The organism is Limnohabitans curvus, from assembly GCF_003063475.1.
Lineage (GTDB): Bacteria > Pseudomonadota > Gammaproteobacteria > Burkholderiales > Burkholderiaceae_C > Limnohabitans > Limnohabitans curvus.
Window position 1 is genome coordinate 1252685 of the sequence record NZ_NESP01000001.1, and the last position, 19156, is coordinate 1271840.

Annotated in this window: 22 protein-coding genes; 6 read left to right on the plus strand and 16 right to left on the minus strand. The window is 58.6% G+C overall.

Annotated features, from left to right (window positions below):
• Positions 1-5 precede the first annotated feature (5 nt).
• The 7 genes from trpC to rpe all read right to left on the minus strand — a co-directional run bounded on the left by trpC (position 6) and on the right by rpe (position 5707).
• The gene (gene trpC, locus B9Z44_RS06315) at positions 6-797 is read right to left on the minus strand and encodes an indole-3-glycerol phosphate synthase TrpC (protein ID WP_108401977.1); all 792 of its coding nucleotides are present in this window, start codon (positions 795-797) and stop codon (positions 6-8) included.
• On the minus strand, positions 794-955 hold the full coding sequence (locus B9Z44_RS15155; RefSeq protein WP_170108475.1) for a hypothetical protein: 162 nt from the start codon (positions 953-955) through the stop codon (positions 794-796). Before B9Z44_RS15155 ends, trpC begins: the two co-directional genes overlap by 4 nt.
• Before the next feature lie 10 nt (positions 956-965).
• Positions 966-2000, minus strand: a complete 1035-nt coding sequence (gene trpD, locus B9Z44_RS06320; RefSeq protein ID WP_108360484.1) for an anthranilate phosphoribosyltransferase — start codon at positions 1998-2000, stop codon at positions 966-968.
• Between the two features lie 21 nt (positions 2001-2021).
• Entirely contained in the window at positions 2022-2591 is a 570-nt protein-coding gene (locus B9Z44_RS06325) for an anthranilate synthase component II (RefSeq protein WP_108360472.1), read from the minus strand.
• Entirely contained in the window at positions 2588-4099 is a 1512-nt protein-coding gene (gene trpE, locus B9Z44_RS06330) for an anthranilate synthase component I (protein ID WP_108360470.1), read from the minus strand. Before trpE ends, B9Z44_RS06325 begins: the two co-directional genes overlap by 4 nt.
• Positions 4100-4304: 205 nt before the next feature.
• Positions 4305-5018, minus strand: coding sequence for a phosphoglycolate phosphatase (gph, locus tag B9Z44_RS06335; protein WP_108360468.1), 714 nt, complete (start codon positions 5016-5018; stop codon positions 4305-4307).
• On the minus strand, positions 5018-5707 hold the full coding sequence (gene rpe, locus B9Z44_RS06340; RefSeq protein WP_108360466.1) for a ribulose-phosphate 3-epimerase: 690 nt from the start codon (positions 5705-5707) through the stop codon (positions 5018-5020). The genes gph and rpe overlap by 1 nt, the downstream gene beginning before the upstream one ends.
• A gap of 55 nt (positions 5708-5762) precedes the next feature.
• Here rpe and apaG point away from each other — a divergent pair, with 55 nt between their 5' ends.
• Genes apaG through B9Z44_RS06360 form a run of 4 tightly spaced genes read left to right on the plus strand, consistent with a single transcriptional unit; the run spans position 5763 to position 8167 of the window.
• Entirely contained in the window at positions 5763-6155 is a 393-nt protein-coding gene (gene apaG / locus B9Z44_RS06345; RefSeq protein WP_108360464.1) for a Co2+/Mg2+ efflux protein ApaG, read from the plus strand.
• 11 nt (positions 6156-6166) lie between these two features.
• Complete coding sequence (gene thiL / locus B9Z44_RS06350) at positions 6167-7156, plus strand: thiamine-phosphate kinase (RefSeq protein WP_108360462.1); 990 nt, start codon at positions 6167-6169, stop codon at positions 7154-7156.
• 10 nt (positions 7157-7166) lie between these two features.
• Positions 7167-7655: a phosphatidylglycerophosphatase A family protein gene (locus B9Z44_RS06355; protein ID WP_108360460.1), complete on the plus strand. Its 489-nt coding sequence runs from the start codon at positions 7167-7169 to the stop codon at positions 7653-7655.
• Complete coding sequence (locus B9Z44_RS06360; RefSeq protein WP_108360458.1) at positions 7652-8167, plus strand: CinA family protein; 516 nt, start codon at positions 7652-7654, stop codon at positions 8165-8167. The genes B9Z44_RS06355 and B9Z44_RS06360 overlap by 4 nt, the downstream gene beginning before the upstream one ends.
• Here B9Z44_RS06360 and B9Z44_RS06365 read toward each other — a convergent pair whose 3' ends face one another.
• The 8 genes from B9Z44_RS06365 to argS all read right to left on the minus strand — a co-directional run bounded on the left by B9Z44_RS06365 (position 8168) and on the right by argS (position 16155).
• The gene (locus tag B9Z44_RS06365) at positions 8168-8614 is read right to left on the minus strand and encodes a putative toxin-antitoxin system toxin component, PIN family (protein WP_233246975.1); all 447 of its coding nucleotides are present in this window, start codon (positions 8612-8614) and stop codon (positions 8168-8170) included.
• On the minus strand, positions 8611-10026 hold the full coding sequence (locus tag B9Z44_RS06370) for a THUMP domain-containing class I SAM-dependent RNA methyltransferase (protein ID WP_108360454.1): 1416 nt from the start codon (positions 10024-10026) through the stop codon (positions 8611-8613). The genes B9Z44_RS06365 and B9Z44_RS06370 overlap by 4 nt, the downstream gene beginning before the upstream one ends.
• Before the next feature lie 48 nt (positions 10027-10074).
• Positions 10075-11646 (minus strand): RNA polymerase factor sigma-54, encoded by a 1572-nt coding sequence (locus B9Z44_RS06375; protein WP_108401978.1) that lies wholly within the window; start codon positions 11644-11646, stop codon positions 10075-10077.
• 6 nt (positions 11647-11652) lie between these two features.
• On the minus strand, positions 11653-12435 hold the full coding sequence (lptB, locus tag B9Z44_RS06380) for an LPS export ABC transporter ATP-binding protein (RefSeq protein ID WP_108360450.1): 783 nt from the start codon (positions 12433-12435) through the stop codon (positions 11653-11655).
• Positions 12432-12950 carry a lipopolysaccharide transport periplasmic protein LptA gene (gene lptA, locus B9Z44_RS06385; protein ID WP_108360448.1) on the minus strand — a complete coding sequence of 173 codons (519 nt, stop codon included), beginning with the start codon at positions 12948-12950 and terminating at the stop codon, positions 12432-12434. Before lptA ends, lptB begins: the two co-directional genes overlap by 4 nt.
• A 111-nt stretch (positions 12951-13061) precedes the next feature.
• A complete protein-coding gene (locus tag B9Z44_RS06390; RefSeq protein WP_108360446.1) occupies positions 13062-13721 on the minus strand; it encodes a thiol:disulfide interchange protein DsbA/DsbL in 660 nt (219 codons plus the stop codon).
• A 17-nt stretch (positions 13722-13738) separates the two neighbouring features.
• Entirely contained in the window at positions 13739-14425 is a 687-nt protein-coding gene (locus tag B9Z44_RS06395; RefSeq protein WP_108401979.1) for an SPOR domain-containing protein, read from the minus strand.
• A gap of 20 nt (positions 14426-14445) precedes the next feature.
• Positions 14446-16155, minus strand: a complete 1710-nt coding sequence (gene argS / locus B9Z44_RS06400; RefSeq protein ID WP_108360442.1) for an arginine--tRNA ligase — start codon at positions 16153-16155, stop codon at positions 14446-14448.
• 55 nt (positions 16156-16210) lie between these two features.
• On the opposite strand from argS, the gene B9Z44_RS06405 reads away from it, so the two are divergent.
• Both B9Z44_RS06405 and B9Z44_RS06410 read left to right on the plus strand, forming a co-directional pair.
• Positions 16211-17266 (plus strand): glycosyltransferase family 2 protein, encoded by a 1056-nt coding sequence (locus B9Z44_RS06405; RefSeq protein ID WP_245912772.1) that lies wholly within the window; start codon positions 16211-16213, stop codon positions 17264-17266.
• A gap of 3 nt (positions 17267-17269) precedes the next feature.
• The gene (locus B9Z44_RS06410; protein WP_108360440.1) at positions 17270-17641 is read left to right on the plus strand and encodes a GtrA family protein; all 372 of its coding nucleotides are present in this window, start codon (positions 17270-17272) and stop codon (positions 17639-17641) included.
• On the opposite strand, the gene B9Z44_RS06415 is transcribed toward B9Z44_RS06410, so the two are convergent.
• Complete coding sequence (locus tag B9Z44_RS06415) at positions 17564-19153, minus strand: ArnT family glycosyltransferase (protein ID WP_108401980.1); 1590 nt, start codon at positions 19151-19153, stop codon at positions 17564-17566. The two genes, B9Z44_RS06410 and B9Z44_RS06415, sit on opposite strands and share 78 nt — an antisense overlap.
• Positions 19154-19156 lie beyond the last annotated feature (3 nt).

Here is a 19156-nt window from a genome sequence, read left to right on the forward strand (position 1 = left end):
CGCGATTAAGCCGCAAACAATTCAGCCAACGCCACGCCTGGATCGGGTGCGCGCATAAACGCCTCACCCACCAAGAACGCATGCACGTTCGCATCGCGCATTTTTTGCACGTCGCTGCGTTGCACGATGCCACTCTCGGTGATGAGTAAGCGGTCAGCAGGCACGTCTTTGAGCATGCCAATCGTGGTGTCGAGCGACACCTCAAAAGTGCGCAGGTTGCGGTTGTTGATACCCACCAACGGTGTTTTGAGTTTGAGCGCACGTTGCAGCTCGGCCGCATCGTGCACCTCGACCAACACAGCCATGTCGAGGTTACGCGCAATCGCTTCCATCTCCGCCATTTGCACATCGGTCAAGCACGCGGCAATCAGCAAAATGCAGTCTGCGCCCATCACACGTGCCTCGTACACCTGGTACGGATCGACCATGAAGTCTTTGCGCAGCACGGGCAAGTCACACGAGGCGCGCGCTTGCTTGAGGTAATCCACTTGGCCTTGGAAAAAGTCTTTGTCCGTCAACACCGACAAACACGCGGCACCGTGCTCGGCATAGCTTTGCGCGATGTCGGCAGGAATGAAGTCTTCGCGAATCACGCCCTTGGATGGGCTGGCTTTTTTGATTTCGGCAATCACCGCAGGCAAGCCTGCGGTGATCTTGGCGCGCAACGCGCCCACAAAGTCGCGCGTCAACACACGGCTTTCGGCGTCAGCGCGCATGGCTGCCAATGATTTGCGTTGCAACGCCGCAGCCACCTCTTGGTGTTTGACGGCAACGATTTCGTTCAGGATGTCACTCATGACTTGGCTTTCTTTTCGCGCTCAGGCGACACATGGTGATCGTCATTTGACGACTCATTTTTTAAAACATTCACAAACACGCGATGCATCACCACGCCTGCAACCACAAACCCCACCGAGACACCAATGGCAATCCATGCTTCGGGGTTATTCCACATCACTCAGACCTCAGGCCGACAACGCATGTGCCACGGTAACCAATTGGTCCAGCTTGGCTTTGGCCGCACCTGACGCCAAGACCTCACGCGCACGCGCAATGCCCGCCTCAATGCTGCCCACAACGTTGGCGGCATACAAAGCCACGCCCGCGTTCAGCACCACGATGTCGCGCGCAGGGCCTGCTTGGTTGTCCAACACGCCCAGCAACATGGCACGCGATTGCTCGGGCGTTTCCACGCGCAAAGCGCGGTTACTACTCATGGCAAAACCAAAGTCTTCGGGGTGAATTTCGTACTCGCTCACCTTGCCGTCTTTGAGTTCACCGACCAAAGTTGATGCACCCAAGGACACCTCATCCAAACCATCGCGGCCATAAACGACCAGCGCGTGGTCAGCGCCCAAGCGCTCTAAAGCACGCACTTGGATGCCCACCAAATCCGGGTGAAACACACCCATCAAGATGTTAGGTGCGCCGGCAGGATTGGTGAGGGGGCCGAGGATGTTGAAGATGGTGCGCACACCCAGCTCTTTGCGAACAGGTGCCACGTTTTTCATCGCGGGGTGGTGGTTAGGTGCGAACATAAACCCAATGCCCACATCGGCAATGCATTTGGCAATTTTCGCAGGTGGCAAATTGATGTTGACGCCCAAACTCTCCAGCACATCGGCGCTACCGCTTTTGCTGCTCACGCTGCGGCCACCGTGCTTGCTCACTTTGCCGCCCGCAGCAGCCACCACAAACATCGAACACGTCGAGATATTGAAGGTGTGCGAACCATCACCGCCTGTGCCCACGATGTCCACCATGTGCGTGCGGTCGGGCACGTCTACCTTGGTCGAGAACTCGCGCATCACTTGTGCTGCGGCGGTGATTTCGCCAATGGTTTCTTTTTTCACGCGCAAAGCGGTGATAAACGCCGACATCAAGACCGGCGACATTTCGCCCGACATGATGAGGCGCATGATGTGCAGCATCTCGTCGTGAAAAATCTCACGGTGCTCGATGACGCGCTGCAACGCTTCTTGTGGCGTGATTGCGTGCATGGTGGTTGTCATAGCCAGCCTTTACAAAAAGTTTTTCAGCATGGCGTGGCCATGCTCGGTGAGGATGGATTCAGGGTGAAACTGCACGCCCTGAATGTCTAACTCGGTATGGCGTACACCCATGATTTCGCCGTCATCTGTCCACGCCGTGACCTTGAGGCACGAGGGGCAAGACGCACGCTCAATCGCGAGCGAGTGGTAACGGTTGACCGTGAACTTCTCGGGCAACCCAGCAAATACCCCCTCTTGCGTGGTGGTGATGACGCTGGTCTTGCCATGCATCAACTCTTGCGCACGAATGATGTTGCCGCCAAACGCAGCGCCAATGCTTTGGTGGCCCAAACACACACCCAAGATAGGCAGCTTGCCCGCAAAGTGTTGAATGGCCGCCACCGAGATACCCGCCTCAGCTGGCGAGCAAGGGCCAGGCGAAATCACCAAACGGTCCGGCTTGCGTGCCGCAATACCCTCCAATGTGATCTCGTCGTTGCGAAACACCTCGACCTCAGCACCCAACTCTCCAAAGTATTGAACGATGTTGAAGGTGAAGCTGTCGTAGTTGTCGACCATGAGGAGTTTGAGTTTTTTCATTCCAAACCCTCCTCAACCAATTCGCTGGCACGCAACAGGGCGCGCGCTTTGTGTTCTGTTTCTCTCCACTCCAACTCGGGCACCGAGTCAGCCACCACACCGGCGGCGGCTTGCACATAGAGCGTGTCGTTTTTGATGATGCCCGTGCGAATGGCAATCGCCACATCCATGTCGCCGGCAAAACTCAAGTAGCCACACGCACCGCCGTACAAACCGCGCTTGGTGGGTTCGAGCTGGTCAATCAATTCCATCGCATGCACCTTAGGCGCACCCGTCAGCGTGCCCGCAGGGAACGTGGCTTTGAGCACATCCATGCTGGTCAGCGGCTGACCATCTGCGCCGTCGAGCAACAAGCCTTCCACGTTGCTCACGATGTGCATCACATGGCTGTAGCGCTCCACCACAAAGGCCTCGGTCACTTTGACGCTGCCTGTTTTGGCGATGCGGCCAATGTCGTTGCGCGCGAGGTCAATCAACATCACATGCTCGGCACGTTCTTTGGGGTCGTTGATGAGTTCCACTTCAGCCGCCTTGTCCGCCTCAGGCGTCGCACCGCGTGGGCGCGTACCAGCCAAGGGGCGGATGGTGACTTTTTGCCCTTCGGGCGTGGACTCTTGACGCACCAAAATCTCAGGCGATGCGCCCACCACGTAGGCGTCGCCGAGGTTGTAGTAATACATGTAGGGACTGGGGTTCAAAGAACGCAGCGCACGGTACAACGACAGGGGGCTGGCCGTGAATTTTTTGTGAATACGTTGTCCCACTTGCACTTGCATGAAGTCGCCAGCTGCAATCAGGTCTTTGGCGCGCAGCACTGCCGCCAAATAATCGTCTTTTGCAAAACTGCGCTCGGCGGGGTGGCTGGCGCAAGGCGCAATGGATGGGGCTTGCGCAGGCGCTTTCAGGCGCAGCTTCAACTCCGCCAAACGCGCATGGGCTTTGGCGTAGGCATTGGGCTGCGCGGGGTCTGCGTAGACGATGAGCGAGAGCTTGCCTGAAAGGTTGTCAATCACCGCCAACTCTTCGGTTTGCAGCAGCAAGATGTCGGGCATGCCGAGGTCATCGGGCGGGCAGGAGTGCACCAATTTCTTTTCGATGTGGCGCACCGTGTCATAGCCAAAGTAGCCCGCCAAGCCACCGCAAAAACGCGGCAAACCTTGGCGCAGCGCCACTTTGAAACGCTTTTGGTAATCGGCCACAAAGTCCAGCGGGTTGCCCGCATGGGTTTCGACCACCACGCCATCGGTGACCACCTCGGTCTTGGCAGCTTCGCCAAAACCACTGGCACGCAGCAAGGTGCGGGCGGGCAAACCAATGAAGCTGTAGCGCCCAAAGCGCTCGCCCCCCACCACAGACTCCAGCAAAAAGCTGCGCTCGCCCTTGTTTTGCACATGGGCCAGTTTTAAATAAAGCGAAAGCGGAGTTTCTAAGTCGGCAAAGGCCTCGGCCACCAACGGGATGCGGTTGTAGCCCTCTTGGGCCAATTGTTTGAATTCGGTTTCAGTCATCGTGAGCCTCCACAGCTCTGCCCCATAAGCCTTGGGGCGTTCATTCGGACAAGTGCTGAGCAGCAAAAAAGTGCATCAGCGCGGGCACGGCAAGGCGTGCTTTAGACGAGCGCAAACGACGGCGTACGCCAGGGCCAAGCTCCCCGGTCGTGACAACCTGTGACAGTGCTGCGATGAATGAACATGGGCTCAGTTTAGCAAACGCTCAACCCAAGCGGGCCAGCGCTTGCGTGATGTGGGTCAGGGTATCCACGTGGGCGTCGGCATCCACGCCATCCACGGGCTCGCCGTGGTTGTAGCCATAGCGCACCAACACCACGGGGCAGCCCGCGGCACGGGCGGCTTGGGCGTCGTTGCTGGAATCGCCCACCATCAACGCTTGCTTGGGGCTCACGCCCAAGGCCTCGCAGGTTTTGAGCAAGGGCAGCGGGTCTGGCTTTTTGCGCTCAAAGCTGTCACCACCAAAAACGTGGGTGAAAAACGAATCCAAGCCTTTGGCTTGCAGCAAAGGCTTGGCAAATGACAAGGGCTTGTTGGTCAGGCACGCCAGTTGCAAACCCGCTTCGCGCAACTGTTGCAAGCCTTCAACCACGCCCGGATACACAAGCGCGAACTCGCCGTTGATGGCGAGGTAGTGGTACTGGTAACGCTGCCAAGCGGCTTCGTACAAGTTCTCCACACTGCGTGCACCGCATACATTGGTCAGGCCTTTGACTTCCGGCAACGCCAACTGATGGGCCAGCACCGACCGAATCAAATGTTCAGAGCCTTTGCCTACCGTGCGCTCAACCAAGGCGCGGGTCACGCACGGCAAATCTAAATCTGCCAGCGAACGGTTCAGTGCGATTTCAAAATCGCCCAAGGTGTCGACCATCGTGCCGTCAAGATCAACGATGGCGGCTTGCAATTGACGAAACATTAGGCCAAAGCCACACGCATTTGGTCAATCACCGCTTTGTAGTCAGGCTTGCCAAAAATCGCGCTGCCCGCCACAAAGGTGTCGGCGCCTGCATCGGCCACTTGGCGGATGTTGTCGGGCTTGATGCCGCCGTCCACCTCAAGGCGAATGTCTTTGCCGCTGCGCTCAATCCACTCACGGGCCAGCTCGACTTTGTGCAGCGCAGAATCGATGAAGCTTTGGCCGCCAAAGCCGGGGTTGACGCTCATGATGAGGATCAGGTCAATCTCATCAATCGTCCACTTCAACACGTCCAGTGACTCGGCTGGGTTGAACACCAAACCCGCTTTTACGCCCTTGCTCTTGATGGCTTGGATGCTGCGGTGCACATGAGCGCTCGCGTCTGGATGGAAGCTGATGTAGTCAGCACCGGCTTCGGCAAACGAAGCGGCCAAAGCATCCACAGGCGAAATCATCAAATGCACGTCGATGGGCACGGCCACGCCGGCTGGCGTTTTGGCGTGCGGCTTCAAGGCTTGGCAAATCATGGGGCCAAACGTGAGGTTGGGCACATAGTGGTTGTCCATCACGTCAAAGTGAATCCAATCAGCGCCAGCGGCGATGACGTTTTTCACTTCATCACCCAAACGGGCGAAATCGGCAGACAAGATGGAGGGCGCGATGTTGAATGGGGTGCGTGGGCTGGTCATGGGGTGATTATTTCACCCTCCGAGAGGGGCAGCTGGCTTAGGCCAAAATCACCCCATGCCACGCTACAAATTCCAAGTCGAAGTTCACCCGCAATACCTGCCTGAGCAGTCCGACCCCGATGGTGGCTTGTACACCTTCGCCTACACGATCACCATCACCAACGCGGGCCATGTGGCGGCACAGCTCATCTCGCGCACCTGGAACGTGAACGACGCCAACGGCACGCACGAAAAAATCAAAGGCCTAGGCGTGGTGGGCCACCAGCCCTTGCTGCAGCCCGGTGAACAGTTTGAGTACACCAGCGGCACACGCCTGCGCACGCCCACGGGCACCATGCACGGCAGCTACTTTTGCGTGGCTGAAGACGGGGAAAAGTTTGATGTCGACATTCCCATGTTTGTGCTCGATGCGCTCAGCGATGAGCCGGGCAACCGCAACTTGCACTGAGGCCAAACGTCATGGGTGAATTTGACCTCATCGAGCGCTACTTCAAGCGCCCCACACACAAAGCCGCACTCGGCGTGGGTGACGATTGCGCATTGCTCAACACCACACCCGGCATGCAACTCGCTGTGTCGAGCGACATGTTGGTGGAAGGCCGCCACTTCTTAAGCACAGTCGACCCCGCCCGTTTGGGCCACAAAGCCTTGGCGGTGAACCTGAGCGATTTGGCTGCTGTGGGCGCAGAGCCTTTGGCCTTCACCCTCGCGCTCTCTTTGCCACGCGTGGACGAAGCATGGCTCGCAGGTTTTTCCAGCGGCTTGCTGCGCTTGGCCGATGCCCACGGCTGCGAGCTGGTGGGCGGCGACACCACGCAAGGACCGCTGAATATTTGCATCACCGCCTTTGGTGAAGTGCCCCCAGGCGATGCGCTGCTGCGCCAAAACGCACAAGTGGGCGACGACATTTACATCAGCGGCACAGTGGGCGATGCGCGCTTGGCACTCGAAGTATTCCGTGGCACGCACGCCCTGTCGGGCGAAGCCTTCGAGCAAGCGCGTTTGCGCATGGAGCAACCCACGCCACGCGTGGCACTGGGCAGCGCACTGCGCGCCGTAGCTAACGCGGCCATTGATGTGAGCGATGGTTTGTTGGGCGACCTAGGCCACATCCTCAAACGCTCAGGCGTGGGCGCGCAGATTGACACCACATGGCTGCAAGCCGCAGGCAGCTTTGGCGAAGCACGCTTGCCCGCAGGCATCACGCCCGTGCTGGCCGAGCTGCCTTGGAACAAACGCCTAGAGTTCGCCTTGTCGGGCGGCGACGACTACGAGCTGTGCTTCACCGCACCCGTGAACCAACGCGAACTGGTGCATGCCGCCGCATGGGAAACCCATACGCCCGTTACACGCATTGGCCGCATCACACAAGAACTTGGCTTGGTGGTACTTGACCCGCAAGGTCAACCCATTGCCAAACGCTTTGCGTCGTTTGACCACTTCGCATGACAGGCCTCAGATGCTGAACCGCCGTTTTTTACTCTCCCACCCCGCCCACTTCATTGCACTCGGCGCAGGCTCTGGCCTGTCGCGTTTGGCACCGGGCACAGCAGGCACCTTGTGGGCATGGGCCGTGTTTTTACTCTTGCAAATTTGGTTGACCCCGCTACAAATGGGCATGCTGATTGCGGCGTCCACGTTGGTCGGTTGGTGGGCTTGCACCGTCACCGCGCAGCACATGGGTGTGGCTGATCCCGGCGCGATTGTGTGGGACGAAGTGATTGCGTTTTGGTTGGTGCTGTGGCTGGTGACGCCCACCACGTTTTGGGGCCAACTGGGTGCGTTTGTCTTGTTTCGCTACTTTGATGCGGCCAAGCCTGGCCCTGTGCGCTGGGCCGACAGCCTGTTCAAAGGCTTGGGGTGGCGTGGGGGCTGGGGCATCATCTTTGATGACTTGGTGGCTGCGTTTTGTACCTTGTTGGTCATCGCTATTTGGAGGTCGTTATGAGTTCACACACTGTGACCGAACAACTCGCCGACGTGTTGCAACAGCACGGTTGGATGCTGGCCACCGCCGAGAGTTGTACGGGCGGCCTGATTGCCGCGAACTGCACGGATTTATCCGGCTCTAGCAACTGGTTTGAACGCGGCTTTGTGACCTACTCGAACGAAGCCAAACACGAGATGCTGAGCGTGGACGCTGCGTTGATTGCCCAGCATGGCGCTGTGAGTGAAGCCGTCGCACAAGCGATGGCCTTGGGCGCTTTGCGCCACTCACGCGCACAAGTGTCTGTGGCTGTGACGGGTGTGGCAGGCCCCACAGGGGGTTCGGCAGACAAGCCTGTGGGCACGGTGTGGTTGGCGTGGGCCACCCCGAGCGATGCTGGCCCCACATTGGGCGCTGAAACCGCGTGGGTCAAAACTGAGTTGATGCACTTCGCTGGCGACCGCGCTGCGGTGCGCGAAGCCACGACACAACATGCGCTGAACACTTTGCTGAACTTAATCCAACAGCACTGATCAAACCGGCAAAGTCGCTGGAAAAATCTTACCCACCGCCACACCCAAACGCGCCATGCGGTTACGCATGGTCAACACCGCTTTGTCTTTGCTGATGAGTTGAGTGGTGTGTTGTGCCGCTAGGTCGATGAATTTTTGGTCATCACCGTCTTTGCACACAAACAGCGCTTTAGGCGCAATCGGCGCCAGGCGCGCATGGGCATCAAACTTCGCCAAGATGTCCTCAGCAGTGAGCTGACTAAACGCCAACCGTTTGACGATGTGGGTGTAGGCCAACACGCGCTCTAGCTCGTCACGCATGACTTGCGTGGCCAGCCATTGCACCGTCTTGTTTGTGAGCGCCGCCAACAACACCGGCGTGGCCGCGTCTTGGTAGAGCCACAGGTCGAGCACGATGTTGGTGTCAAGCACCACGCGCGCGGGTGCTACATCGACAGCGCCGCTCACGATGTTGACGGCGCGTTGCCCTCTGGGGGCTGCGCGTCGTTGGGCTTGTTGCGCATCGAACCCGCACGCAAGTCAAAGCGGAACATGCGGCACTCAATCGGGCCGTTCCACATGGGCACGCGGCGCGATTCTTTGAAACGCATGCGGCTTGGCAGCTTAAGGTCGGGCGTCAACATCCATGCCGTCCAGCCGGGGTAGTTTTTCTTCCAATGGCTCGCGAGTTGCGCGAAGAAATCGCCACCATCTTCGGTCTGCGCAATGTCGCGTGCGCCAAAGCGTGGCACGTCGTCGCGCACCATGCCATTGCCAAACGATTCGTCATCAAAACCTGCATCGCCGTTTTGGTTGACGTCTTCGTAGGGCGACACATATTCGGTGGGCGGCGAGTAGCGCGCACGCCGCGCCGCGCCTGCAATGCCTGCGGCTTCGATACGTTCGCCGTACGGTGGATTGACCAGCATCACGCCCGGCACATCACTGGGGGGCATGCGTTGCAAGGCATCGCCACCGCGCAGCTGCACGGCGTGGGCCACGCCTGCGCGCTCGGCGTTGCGCTGCGCGAAGTCAACCATACGAAAGGCCACGTCACTGCCGTAAATCGGCGCACGCGGCTCGCACTCTTGCGCACGGGCGTTGTCAAGCAAGCCGTGCCACACGTGCTCTTGATAAGGAATGAGTTTTTGGAAACCAAATTTGCGCATCGAACCTGGTGCAATGTTGCAGGCGATTTGCGCGGCTTCCACCGCGATGGTGCCGCTGCCGCAGCAAGGGTCATACAGCGGAACGCCTTGGGCCACGAGGCCTTCTGGGTTGGCCGCTGTGCCGTCGCCTTGGCTCCAACCGCTAGCGGCCAACATGGCTGCGGCAAGGGTTTCTTTCAAAGGCGCATCGCCTTTGTCAGCGCGCCAGCCGCGCTTGAACAAGGGCTCGCCCGAGGTGTCGATATACAGCGTGCAATTTTCGGTGGTCAGATGGGCGTAGATGCGCGCATCGGGCCATTGCGTGTTGACGTCAGGGCGCACACCAAACTTATGACGGAAGCGGTCGGCCACTGCATCTTTGATTTTGAGCGCCGCAAAGTTCAAGCTCTTGAGCGGGCTGTGCTGCGCGGTGATTTCGATTTTGAAAGATTCTTTGGGCGAGAACCACAGCTCCCACGCCACCTCGCAGGCCGCGCGGTACAGATCTTCCTCTTGGCGATATTGGGTGTGCGACAACTCCACCAACACGCGCTGCGCCAAGCGGCTGTGCAGGTTGAGCAACAACACATCGCGCCACGAAGCGCGCACCATCACGCCAGCACGGAAGGCGCGCAAGTCGTCGTCGCCCACACCGGTGATGCGGCGCACTTCCTCGGCCAAATAGGATTCGACGCCTGCCGCACAGGGCAAGAAGAGATGTAATTGATTCATAGTTTCACCAGTTGAGGACAGCGCAAATTGGGCCTGTCCCGCAAGTTATCAGAGGGCCTTGCGCAATGTCGTGGGCGCAATGCGCAGCGCCTCACGGTATTTGGCCACGGTGCGGCGGGCGCACTCAATGCCTTGCTCTTTGAGCATTTCGGAGAGCTGATTATCCGACAGCGGCTTTTTGGGGTTTTCGCTCGCCACAAATTGCTTGATGAGCGCACGCACGGCCGTGCTGGAAGCGTTGTTACCGCTGTCTGTCTCCAACCCCGAGCCGAAGAAGTACTTGAGTTCAAAGGTGCCAAAAGGCGTGCTCATGTACTTGTTGGTCGTGACGCGGCTGATGGTTGACTCATGAAGACCCAGCTCCTCAGCAATCTCGCGCAAGACCATGGGACGCATGGCGAGTTCGCCGTGCACGAAGAAGTTTTTTTGGCGTTCGGCAATCGCATTGCTGACACGCAAGATGGTGTCAAAGCGTTGCTGGATGTTTTTGATAAACCAACGCGCTTCTTGTAGGCGCTGCTGCAACCCAGCATGTGCTTCGCCTTTGCCGCCTCTGAGGGCATTGGCGTAGATGTCGTGCACACGTAAGCGAGGCATCACATCGGGGTTCAGCGCCACCTTGAATTTGGGCGCCGTGGTGGACTTGCCCACGCGTGTCACCAACACATCGGGCACTACCACATGGCGCTCCACATCGGCAAAACGGCGACCAGGCTTGGGCTCTAGGCGAGCAATCAGCGCAATCGCCACCTTGACGTTGGTCTCGCTGTCCCCCACGATGACCGCCAAGCGTTTGAAATCGCGCTTGGCCAACATCTCCATGGGCTGCTTGCACATGCGAATGGCCGTGTCGCGAATCTGCAAAGCTTCTTCGCCTTTGGGCGTCAAAGCTTTCAGTTGCAGCGTCAAACACTCAGCCAAGTCACGCGCACCCACGCCCACAGGCTCTAGGCTTTGCAGCAAAGACAAGGCCACTTGGAAGCGGTGTTCAAGTTCTTCAATTTCCTCTTCGTCGTCACCACCCAAACCTTCGGCCAAGCTGCGCAGCGTGTCTTCGAGGTAGCCGTCGTCGTTGAGGTTTTCAATCAAGTAGCGCAAGGCCGCTTGGTCGGTGGGGCTCAGGCGCAAGGCCAGCGCTTGACGGTGCAAATGCGAGGTGAGCGACTCTTGCATGCGCGCCAACTCGGTGGCGTCGGCGGTGTCGCTGTCGGCCGTGTTGTTGTTATTGCTGGCGGGTGCGTCACCGCCCCACTCGGAATCGTCAGCAGAAAACTCTACGCTGCCATCGCCATCCCAGCTTTCGGCCACACCGTCCACGCTGGGTTCGGTATCGCTGGCCGTGTTGTCCACGGTGATTTCTGACATGCCGCCATCGAGCGATGGCACTTCGCGCATGGGCTCCATCTCTTCGTCGCGCGCTGGCGCATCGGCCTTGTCGAGGCCAAACTCTTCACGTGGGGCCTCTTCAAACTCTTTGTCGAGAAACGGGTTCTCGTCGAGCATTTGCTCAATCTCTTGGCTCAACTCCAAGGTAGACAACTGCAACAGTCGGATCGACTGCTGCAACTGCGGCGTGAGTGCCAGATGTTGAGAGACGCGAAGTGATAAACCTTGTTTCATGCAAGATCACATTCGGAAATGTTCGCCGAGATACACACGTCGCACATCTGCGTTCTCGATGATTTCGACTGGTGTGCCCTGCGCCAACACACGACCATCACTGATGATGCAGGCGTGGTCGCAAATACCCAGCGTCTCGCGCACGTTATGGTCGGTGATGAGCACGCCCATGCCACGCGCCTTCAAGAAGCCAATGATGCGTTGAATTTCGATCACTGCAATTGGGTCGATACCAGCGAACGGCTCGTCCAACAAAATGAACCGCGGGTTGGTCGCCAAAGCACGTGCAATCTCCACACGACGGCGCTCACCACCCGACAACGCCACTGAGGGCGAAGCCCGCAAGTGGTCCACACGCAACTCTTGCAGCAGCGAGGTCAAGCGGGTTTCAATTTCCTCGTGCTTGAGTGGCTTGCCGTCTTCGCCGCGTTGCAGCTCCAACACGGCGCGCACGTTGTCTTCCACATTCAGTTTACGAAAGATGGAGGCTTCTTGAGGCAAATAGCTCAAGCCCAAACGCGAGCGGCGGTGAATGGGCAAATGTGCCACCGGCTGACCATCGATGGTGATGCTGCCGCCATCGGCACGCACCAAACCCACGATCATGTAGAACGACGTAGTTTTGCCTGCACCGTTGGGGCCGAGCAAACCCACCACTTCACCCTTTTTCACAGAGATCGACACATCGTGCACGACCTTGCGGCTGCCGTATGACTTTTCCAAGTGGCGGGCTTCCAAACGACTCTCTGTGGTCTCAGCGGTGTGTGTGGGTGAAAGCGTTTCGATCACGGTTTTTCCAAGGTTTTGCTGCGCGGTGCCAACACGGCACGCACCCGACCACCGCTGGCCTTGCCACCTGCTTCGGTGCGTTGGCCATCGATGCTGAAGACATCGGTCAGGTTTTCATAAATGATGAGTTTGCCGGTCATCGTGTCATTCAACACAGCACCGCGGTAGCGGCGCACTTCGGCGTTGTCGATGAGTTTGACGCGGTCTGCTTTGCCATCAAATTCGATACGCAAAGCCTCGCCTTCCATGAACTCGTCATTGCCTTCGCGCTTTTGGCGAAAGAAAGCACGCTTGTTCGGTTCAGGGAAGATGACGCCAAATTGATAACCGTCGGCGTCTTCGCGCATTTCAATGCGCGTACCACGCATGACCATCGTGCCTCGGGTCAAAACAGCACGTCCGGTGAAGATACTGACTTGGTTCAGCTCGTCGTGAACTAAGTTGTCGGCCTCAATATGTGTGGGTTTTTCTCGGTCTGCTTTTTCTGCAGACGCCGCTACCGGCACGATGGCCATCAGCAAAGCGAGGGAGAAAGAAGCAAATGAAGTCAAGGCACGAATATTGCTCGTTAAGTTGATGGCATTCTAACCATCAACAAAGCAATTTTCGTGCTGACCCAGCTGGAGTTAGCGGCCGCGGCGTACTTCGCCGATCAGGTATTCAGCAACCTGCAAGGCACGGTCCATGGTTTGGGTCAGCGAGCCGTCTGTGTAGAAGCGGCCAGCCACGCCCAAGGCAGGCACGCCTTGGACCTTGAACGCGTCTTGCAGCTGCGTGGCGCGGCGTGCTTTGGTGGCGACGCCAAAGCTGTTGAAGGTGTCCAAAAACTTCTTCTCAGGCAAACCATTTTTGTTGGCCCAAGCCGCCAAAGCGGGTGCTGTGTTGAGCTGCTGGCGCTCGGTGTGGATGGCATGGAACAGTTTGCCGTGCATGGCATCCACCAAGCCGAGCGACTCAAACACGTAATAGGCACGTTGTTGCGCTTCAAAGTCGTCACGGAAGCGCACGGGCACGCGCTGTACCACCACGTCTTTGGGGGCCGCTTTGACCCACGCAGCAAACTGCGGTTCAAACGAATTGCAATGCGGGCAGCTGTACCAAAAAAACTCGATCAGCTCAATCTTGCCTGCGCCCACATCGGTCGGCACGCGCTTGTCGAGCGACAGGTAATCCGAGCCCTCTACAGGTTTTTTCGCGGCGGCAGGGCCTTGTGCTTGTGCAGCCAAAGGCAGACCAGCCACAGACGCTGCGCTGATGGCGGCTAAAGAAAAATCACGACGTTTCATGGGTTACCTCTTGGTGTTTAACGTTGCACCCGCACCATGGCGGAATCAATGTGAGCGGCTTCGAGCTTGGCGCGTACGCGCTCGGCTTCAACTTTGTCCATGGGGCCCACACGCACGCGGTAGACCGTGCGGCCGCCTTGGTCGCGCTCGCTGATCTTGGCGTCTAGGCCCAACAAGGCGGTTTTGGCGCGTTGCGCCTGGGCTTCGTCATTGCTGCGATAGGCGCCAGCTTGGACAAAGTAAATGAATGGGTCCGTGCTGGCTGGCTTAGCCTCGGCAACAGGTTCAGCGGCTTTGGGTTGGGGCGCTTTTGTTTCTGCAGGCGGGGCTTCAGGTGCTTTTGCCTCTGGCTTTGCTTTGGGTTCTGACTTGGGTTCAGCGGCTTTCACTTTGGCCAAATCACCCAAGGGGTCTGCACTCTTGGGGTCAACCTTGATCGCGGCGTCTGGCTTAGGCTCTGCTTTGGCTTCATCGGCTTTGTCGCCGGACTTAGCACCCTTTTTGCCGTACAGCGGCGCGTTGGGGTCCCAGTCTTTGTTCCTCTCGGCTTCGGCAGCGTCGGAGTCTGCCGAACGTGTTTGGCCTTTGTTCATGAAAGGCATGGGCACTTTGGTCACGTACACCGCGACGCCCAAGGCCACGGCGAGGCCCACCACCAAACCGATGATGAAGCCCACCAAAGTGCTACCGCGTTGCTGATTCATGCTCAAAGTCTCCGTCGTATTTACATGCTGGCAGGCGCAGACACGCCCAACACCGCCAAGCCATTGTGCAGCACCTGCGCGGTGGCAGCCACCAACGCCAAGCGTGCTTTTTTGACCGCTTCGTCGTCCACCAAAATGCGCTCGGCATCGTAGTAGCTGTGGTAGCTGGCGGCGAGGTCGCGCAAGTAGAAGGTCACGTCATGCGGCGCAAAGTCGGCCGATGCGGCCGAGAGCATGGCGGGGTACTTGGCCAGTTGCAGCATGAGGGCTTGGGCTTGCGGGCTTTCCAGCGCAGACAAGTCCACGTCTTGGAGCGAGGCCACATGGCCACCGTCTTTGTCGGCCCAGGCGCGCAGCACCGAGCAAATGCGGGCGTGTGCGTATTGCACGTAGTACACGGGGTTGTCGTTGTTCTTTTGCACGGCCAAGTCCACGTCGAAGGTGTACTCGGTGTCGGGCTTGCGGCTCAGCAAGAAGAAACGCACCGCGTCTTTGCTGGTCCACTCGATCAGGTCGCGCAGGGTCACGTAGCTGCCCGCACGCTTAGAAATCTTCACTTCTTCGCCGCCGCGCATCACGCGCACCATGGTGTGCAACACGTAGTCGGGGTAGCCCTCAGGAATGCCCACATTGGCGGCTTGCAAACCAGCGCGCACGCGGGCAATGGTGCCGTGGTGGTCGGTGCCTTGGATGTTGACCACCTTGGTGAAGCCACGCTCCCACTTGGTGATGTGGTACGCCACGTCCGGCACAAAGTAGGTGTACGTGCCGTCTGTCTTTTTCATCACACGGTCTTTGTCGTCGCCGTAGTCGGTGGACTTGAGCCACAAGGCGCCGTCTTGCTCGTAAGTTTTACCAGCAGCTTGCAAGCGGCTCACCGCATCGGCTACCTTGCCGCTGGTGTAGAGGCTGCTTTCCAAGTAGTAATTGTCAAACTTGACGTCAAAGGCCTTCAAGTCGAGGTCTTGCTCGTGGCGCAGGTAGGCCACGGCGAATTCGCGCATGCCGTCCACGTCGTTCACATCGCCGCTGGCGGTGAATTCGCGGTCGTCGGACTTGACGGTTTTGCCAGCCAAGAAATCGGTGGCAATGTCTTGGATGTAGTCGCCGTTGTAAAACGCTTTGCTCTCTGGGTTCTCGGGGTCTACAGGCCAGCTGGCGTCGCCGGGCTTGATGCCTTGGGCACGGAAATGCGTGCTCTTGGCCAATGTGTTGATTTGCACGCCTGCGTCGTTGTAATAAAACTCGCGGTAGACGTTGAAGCCTTGCGTCGCAAACAAATTACAAATCGCATCGCCCAAGGCCGCTTGACGGCCATGGCCCACGTGCAGCGGGCCGGTGGGGTTGGCAGACACAAACTCGACCAGCACGCGCTGGCCGTTGTCCGTTTGGAAACCGAATTGCTCTTTGGCAGCCAACACCTCGCGCACGATTTGTTGCTTGGCGGCAGGCTTCAAACGGATGTTGATGAAGCCGGGGCCTGCAATCTCGATGTCTTGCACCCACTGTTGGTACACGGGCGCAGCCAGCAACGCGTCGCGCAACTGTTCGCCGAGCTGACGGGGGTTGAGCTTGAGGGGCTTGGCCAACTGCATGGCAGCTGTCACAGCAAAGTCGCCATGCGCGGCGACCTTGGGCGATTCAAAAGCAGCCTTGTTGCCGGAACCGGGCAACAAACCGTCGAGGGCTTGGCTCAGAGCGGCCAGCAATTCTTGTTTAACTTGGAGCATGGCGAGATTTTACGGGGCGGCCCTCACTTTCACGGGGCACGCCTTATTTTTTGGCATGATCTACCCCTATATGCGCGACGCCCACACACTCCCCCAACCCGACCGTTTCCAATACACCCCCACCCTGTCGTGCGTCATGCCCGCTTACAACGAGGGACAAAACTTGGGCACCGTGGTGCCGCAGGTGCTGCAAGCCTTGCAGGCGCTGGGTTCGCAAGTGGAAATCGTGCTCATCAACGACGGCAGCCGTGACGACACGGCGCAGGTCATGCAAGCCTTGTGCGAAGCGCACCGCGAAGTGGTGGGCATCAACCTGTCGCGCAACTTTGGCAAAGAAGCCGCACTGACGGCGGGCATTGACGCCGCACGCGGCGAGGTGGTCGTGCTGATGGACGCCGACGGCCAACACCCTGTGTCGCTGGTTGCCGATATGGTGAAGCGCTGGCGTGAGGGCTCGGACGTGGTGTATGCGATTCGCCGCACACGTGACGACCAATCGGCCTTGCACGCGGGGCTGACAGGTATGTTTTACAAGCTCATCAACATGGGCAACCGCGTGAAGATTCCCGCGCACGCGGGCGACTTCCGCCTGATGGACCGCCGTGTGGTGGAGGCCCTGAAGCAGCTGCCCGAGCGCAACCGTTTCATGAAGGGGTTATACGCCTGGGTCGGCTTTGCAAGCACCGCAATTGACTACGAGCCGCTGCCACGCGCGGCGGGCGAAAGCAGCTTTGGTTTGCGCGGGTCATTTGCGTTGGCACTGACTGGCGTATTGGCGTTCTCCATCGCACCGTTGCGCGCCCTGACCATCACCGGCTTGATGCTGGCGATGTTGGCTTTGGGCTACGGCGCATGGGTGGTAGCCGAATATTTTGTGTGGGGCATTGATGTCCCGGGCTACGCCACACTGGTGGTGGGCATGATGTTTTTCAGTGGCATTCAGCTGCTGTCGATTGGCATCCTGGCTGAATACGTGGGTCGCATTTACGAAGAGGTGAAACAACGCCCCATGTATTTGGTGAGCCAACGTTGGGGCGCGGGCTTGTCTTTGGCGCCGGTCAAAGCGACAGCGCCTGCGGTGATCGACAACGACCCACCGCACCCCGTCTAAAGCATGCGTACCGGTTTTTGGTTTTTAGTGGTGGGCGCAACAGCCGCGGCGGTCCACATGGCTGTGTTCATGCTGGCCACGCCCTACATGTGGCCCGAGGTCGCGAATGCGGCGGGCTTTTGCATTGCGTTTGTGGTGAGCTTTGCAGGGCACCGTTTTTTGAGCTTCAGCGATGCCGCGACCAGCCTGTGGCAAAGCTTTCGCCGCTTTGCAGCTACAGCGCTGGCAGGTTTTGCCGCCAACGAAGTGATGTTTGTGGCGCTGCTGCGAGGCTTAAATTTGCCCGATTGGTTGGCGTTATTTTTTGCGCTGGTCTTCGCATCCGCGCAGACTTTTTTGCTCAGCCGCTTCTGGGCTTTTCGCCGCGCTCGGTGAGCCGCGATACAAAATCCACGCATCGTCTTTGTAAACCTCGGTGAAGCCTGCATAGGTTTCGGTGCGAAAGGCCTTTCGCCAACGCGGCGCCAGGACCCATGCGTGTTCATTGGTGCGCAGCTCGGCCAAGCGTGACATCGGCTGCAGCGCTGCACCCGCGGGTTTGTCAAAGTCCACGCCGTCCATCAGTTCGCGGCGCCAGTCGTCGCCAGCTTCTTGTTCCTCGCGCGCCCAGTCTTGAATCACCTCTATCGGGCGTTGGCGTTGGGCATAGAACATCACGTCATAGGGGTAGTCGTCCACCACCGCCAGCACATCGTTGGGAGCCACTTGGCACACCACCGCTTGGGCCACGCCGCGTGTGCTGCGCTCTAGCGTGAACACGCCGGCGTAGTGATTGGCAAAGCTGGCCACACCTATGCCCACCAGCGACAAGGCACCGAACAACCAAGCGCTCCATGCGCGCGGTGCCAAATGGCGCTGCCACCACAAAGCCGCCAAGACGGCCAAGGGCGGCATCACAGGCAAGGCGTAGCCAATCAGTTTGGAGTTAGGAATAGAGAAAAAGCCAAGAATGGCCAGCACCCAAATCCAGCACAACGCCACCCAAGCACCGTTGTCATTGGAGGGTTGCTGAAGCACACGTTGGCGCACGCGCTGAACGCCATCAGCGGCCACAAAGAAAATCCAAGGAAACAACAGCACCGTCACAGCCACGCCGTAGAACCACCAAGGGCGTGCGTTGTTGAACGTGGTGGCGGTGTAGCGGCCAAACTGGTGCTTGCCAAACATGTAGGCCAACATATCGGGGTGCTCACGCGCAGCCAGCACAAACCAAGGCAAGGCGACGGCAGCAAAGAGCAGCAAGCCACTCACCCACGGCAACGCCAAAATTTTGCGCCACTGCCAGGTGTAAGCAATCCAGACAAACAGCACCAGCCCTGGCAACAGCAAACCAATCAAGCCCTTGCTCAACACGCCCAAGGCGCATGCCACAAAACCTGCGCGTGCCCAGTTGACATGCAAGCCACCTTGATGCATGAAGGCACGGGCAAAGCACCAAATGGCCACCCCCATCCATGTGGCCACCATCATGTCGGTATTCACATATTGACCTGCGACCAAAAACGTCATGCTGGTGCCCAGCACCCAGCCTGCGCGACGCGCCACTTCGGCACCAGCGAAGTGGCGCACACACGCCACCATGAGGCCCAGCATCACACACGCATGCAGCGCCACCACCACACGGGCAGCCCAAGGCGTTGCCCCAAACACGGCCATCGAGGCCGCTTCGAACCAATACAGAAGCGGTGGTTTGTGAAAGAAAGGAATGCCATCAATGCGCGGGGTCAACCAGTCGCCACTCATCCACATCCATCGACCCACTTCCGCATAACGCCCCTCATCTGGAATCGAAAGCGGCCGCTCGGAAGCCAGGACCAACAGCAACACCGGCAAGAGCCAAAGGCCCCAAGTGCGCCAGCGAAGAGATGCAAAGAAAGAAGAAGTCATGTG

Coding starts and splice junctions, on each gene's coding strand:
- lptA (WP_108360448.1), bottom strand. CDS start 12,950: ATGGCCATCGTGCCGGTAGCGGCGTCTGCAGAAAAAGCAGACCGAGAA.
- B9Z44_RS06405 (WP_245912772.1), top strand. CDS start 16,211: ATGATCTACCCCTATATGCGCGACGCCCACACACTCCCCCAACCCGAC.
- argS (WP_108360442.1), bottom strand. CDS start 16,155: ATGCTCCAAGTTAAACAAGAATTGCTGGCCGCTCTGAGCCAAGCCCTC.
- B9Z44_RS06325 (WP_108360472.1), bottom strand. CDS start 2,591: ATGAAAAAACTCAAACTCCTCATGGTCGACAACTACGACAGCTTCACC.
- B9Z44_RS06415 (WP_108401980.1), bottom strand. CDS start 19,153: ATGACTTCTTCTTTCTTTGCATCTCTTCGCTGGCGCACTTGGGGCCTT.
- B9Z44_RS06355 (WP_108360460.1), top strand. CDS start 7,167: ATGCTGAACCGCCGTTTTTTACTCTCCCACCCCGCCCACTTCATTGCA.
- B9Z44_RS06370 (WP_108360454.1), bottom strand. CDS start 10,026: ATGAATCAATTACATCTCTTCTTGCCCTGTGCGGCAGGCGTCGAATCC.
- gph (WP_108360468.1), bottom strand. CDS start 5,018: ATGTTTCGTCAATTGCAAGCCGCCATCGTTGATCTTGACGGCACGATG.
- B9Z44_RS06410 (WP_108360440.1), top strand. CDS start 17,270: ATGCGTACCGGTTTTTGGTTTTTAGTGGTGGGCGCAACAGCCGCGGCG.
- trpC (WP_108401977.1), bottom strand. CDS start 797: ATGAGTGACATCCTGAACGAAATCGTTGCCGTCAAACACCAAGAGGTG.
- trpE (WP_108360470.1), bottom strand. CDS start 4,099: ATGACTGAAACCGAATTCAAACAATTGGCCCAAGAGGGCTACAACCGC.
- B9Z44_RS06390 (WP_108360446.1), bottom strand. CDS start 13,721: ATGAAACGTCGTGATTTTTCTTTAGCCGCCATCAGCGCAGCGTCTGTG.
- trpD (WP_108360484.1), bottom strand. CDS start 2,000: ATGCACGCAATCACGCCACAAGAAGCGTTGCAGCGCGTCATCGAGCAC.
- rpe (WP_108360466.1), bottom strand. CDS start 5,707: ATGACCAGCCCACGCACCCCATTCAACATCGCGCCCTCCATCTTGTCT.
- thiL (WP_108360462.1), top strand. CDS start 6,167: ATGGGTGAATTTGACCTCATCGAGCGCTACTTCAAGCGCCCCACACAC.
- B9Z44_RS06375 (WP_108401978.1), bottom strand. CDS start 11,646: ATGAAACAAGGTTTATCACTTCGCGTCTCTCAACATCTGGCACTCACG.
- apaG (WP_108360464.1), top strand. CDS start 5,763: ATGCCACGCTACAAATTCCAAGTCGAAGTTCACCCGCAATACCTGCCT.
- B9Z44_RS15155 (WP_170108475.1), bottom strand. CDS start 955: ATGTGGAATAACCCCGAAGCATGGATTGCCATTGGTGTCTCGGTGGGG.
- B9Z44_RS06360 (WP_108360458.1), top strand. CDS start 7,652: ATGAGTTCACACACTGTGACCGAACAACTCGCCGACGTGTTGCAACAG.
- B9Z44_RS06395 (WP_108401979.1), bottom strand. CDS start 14,425: ATGAATCAGCAACGCGGTAGCACTTTGGTGGGCTTCATCATCGGTTTG.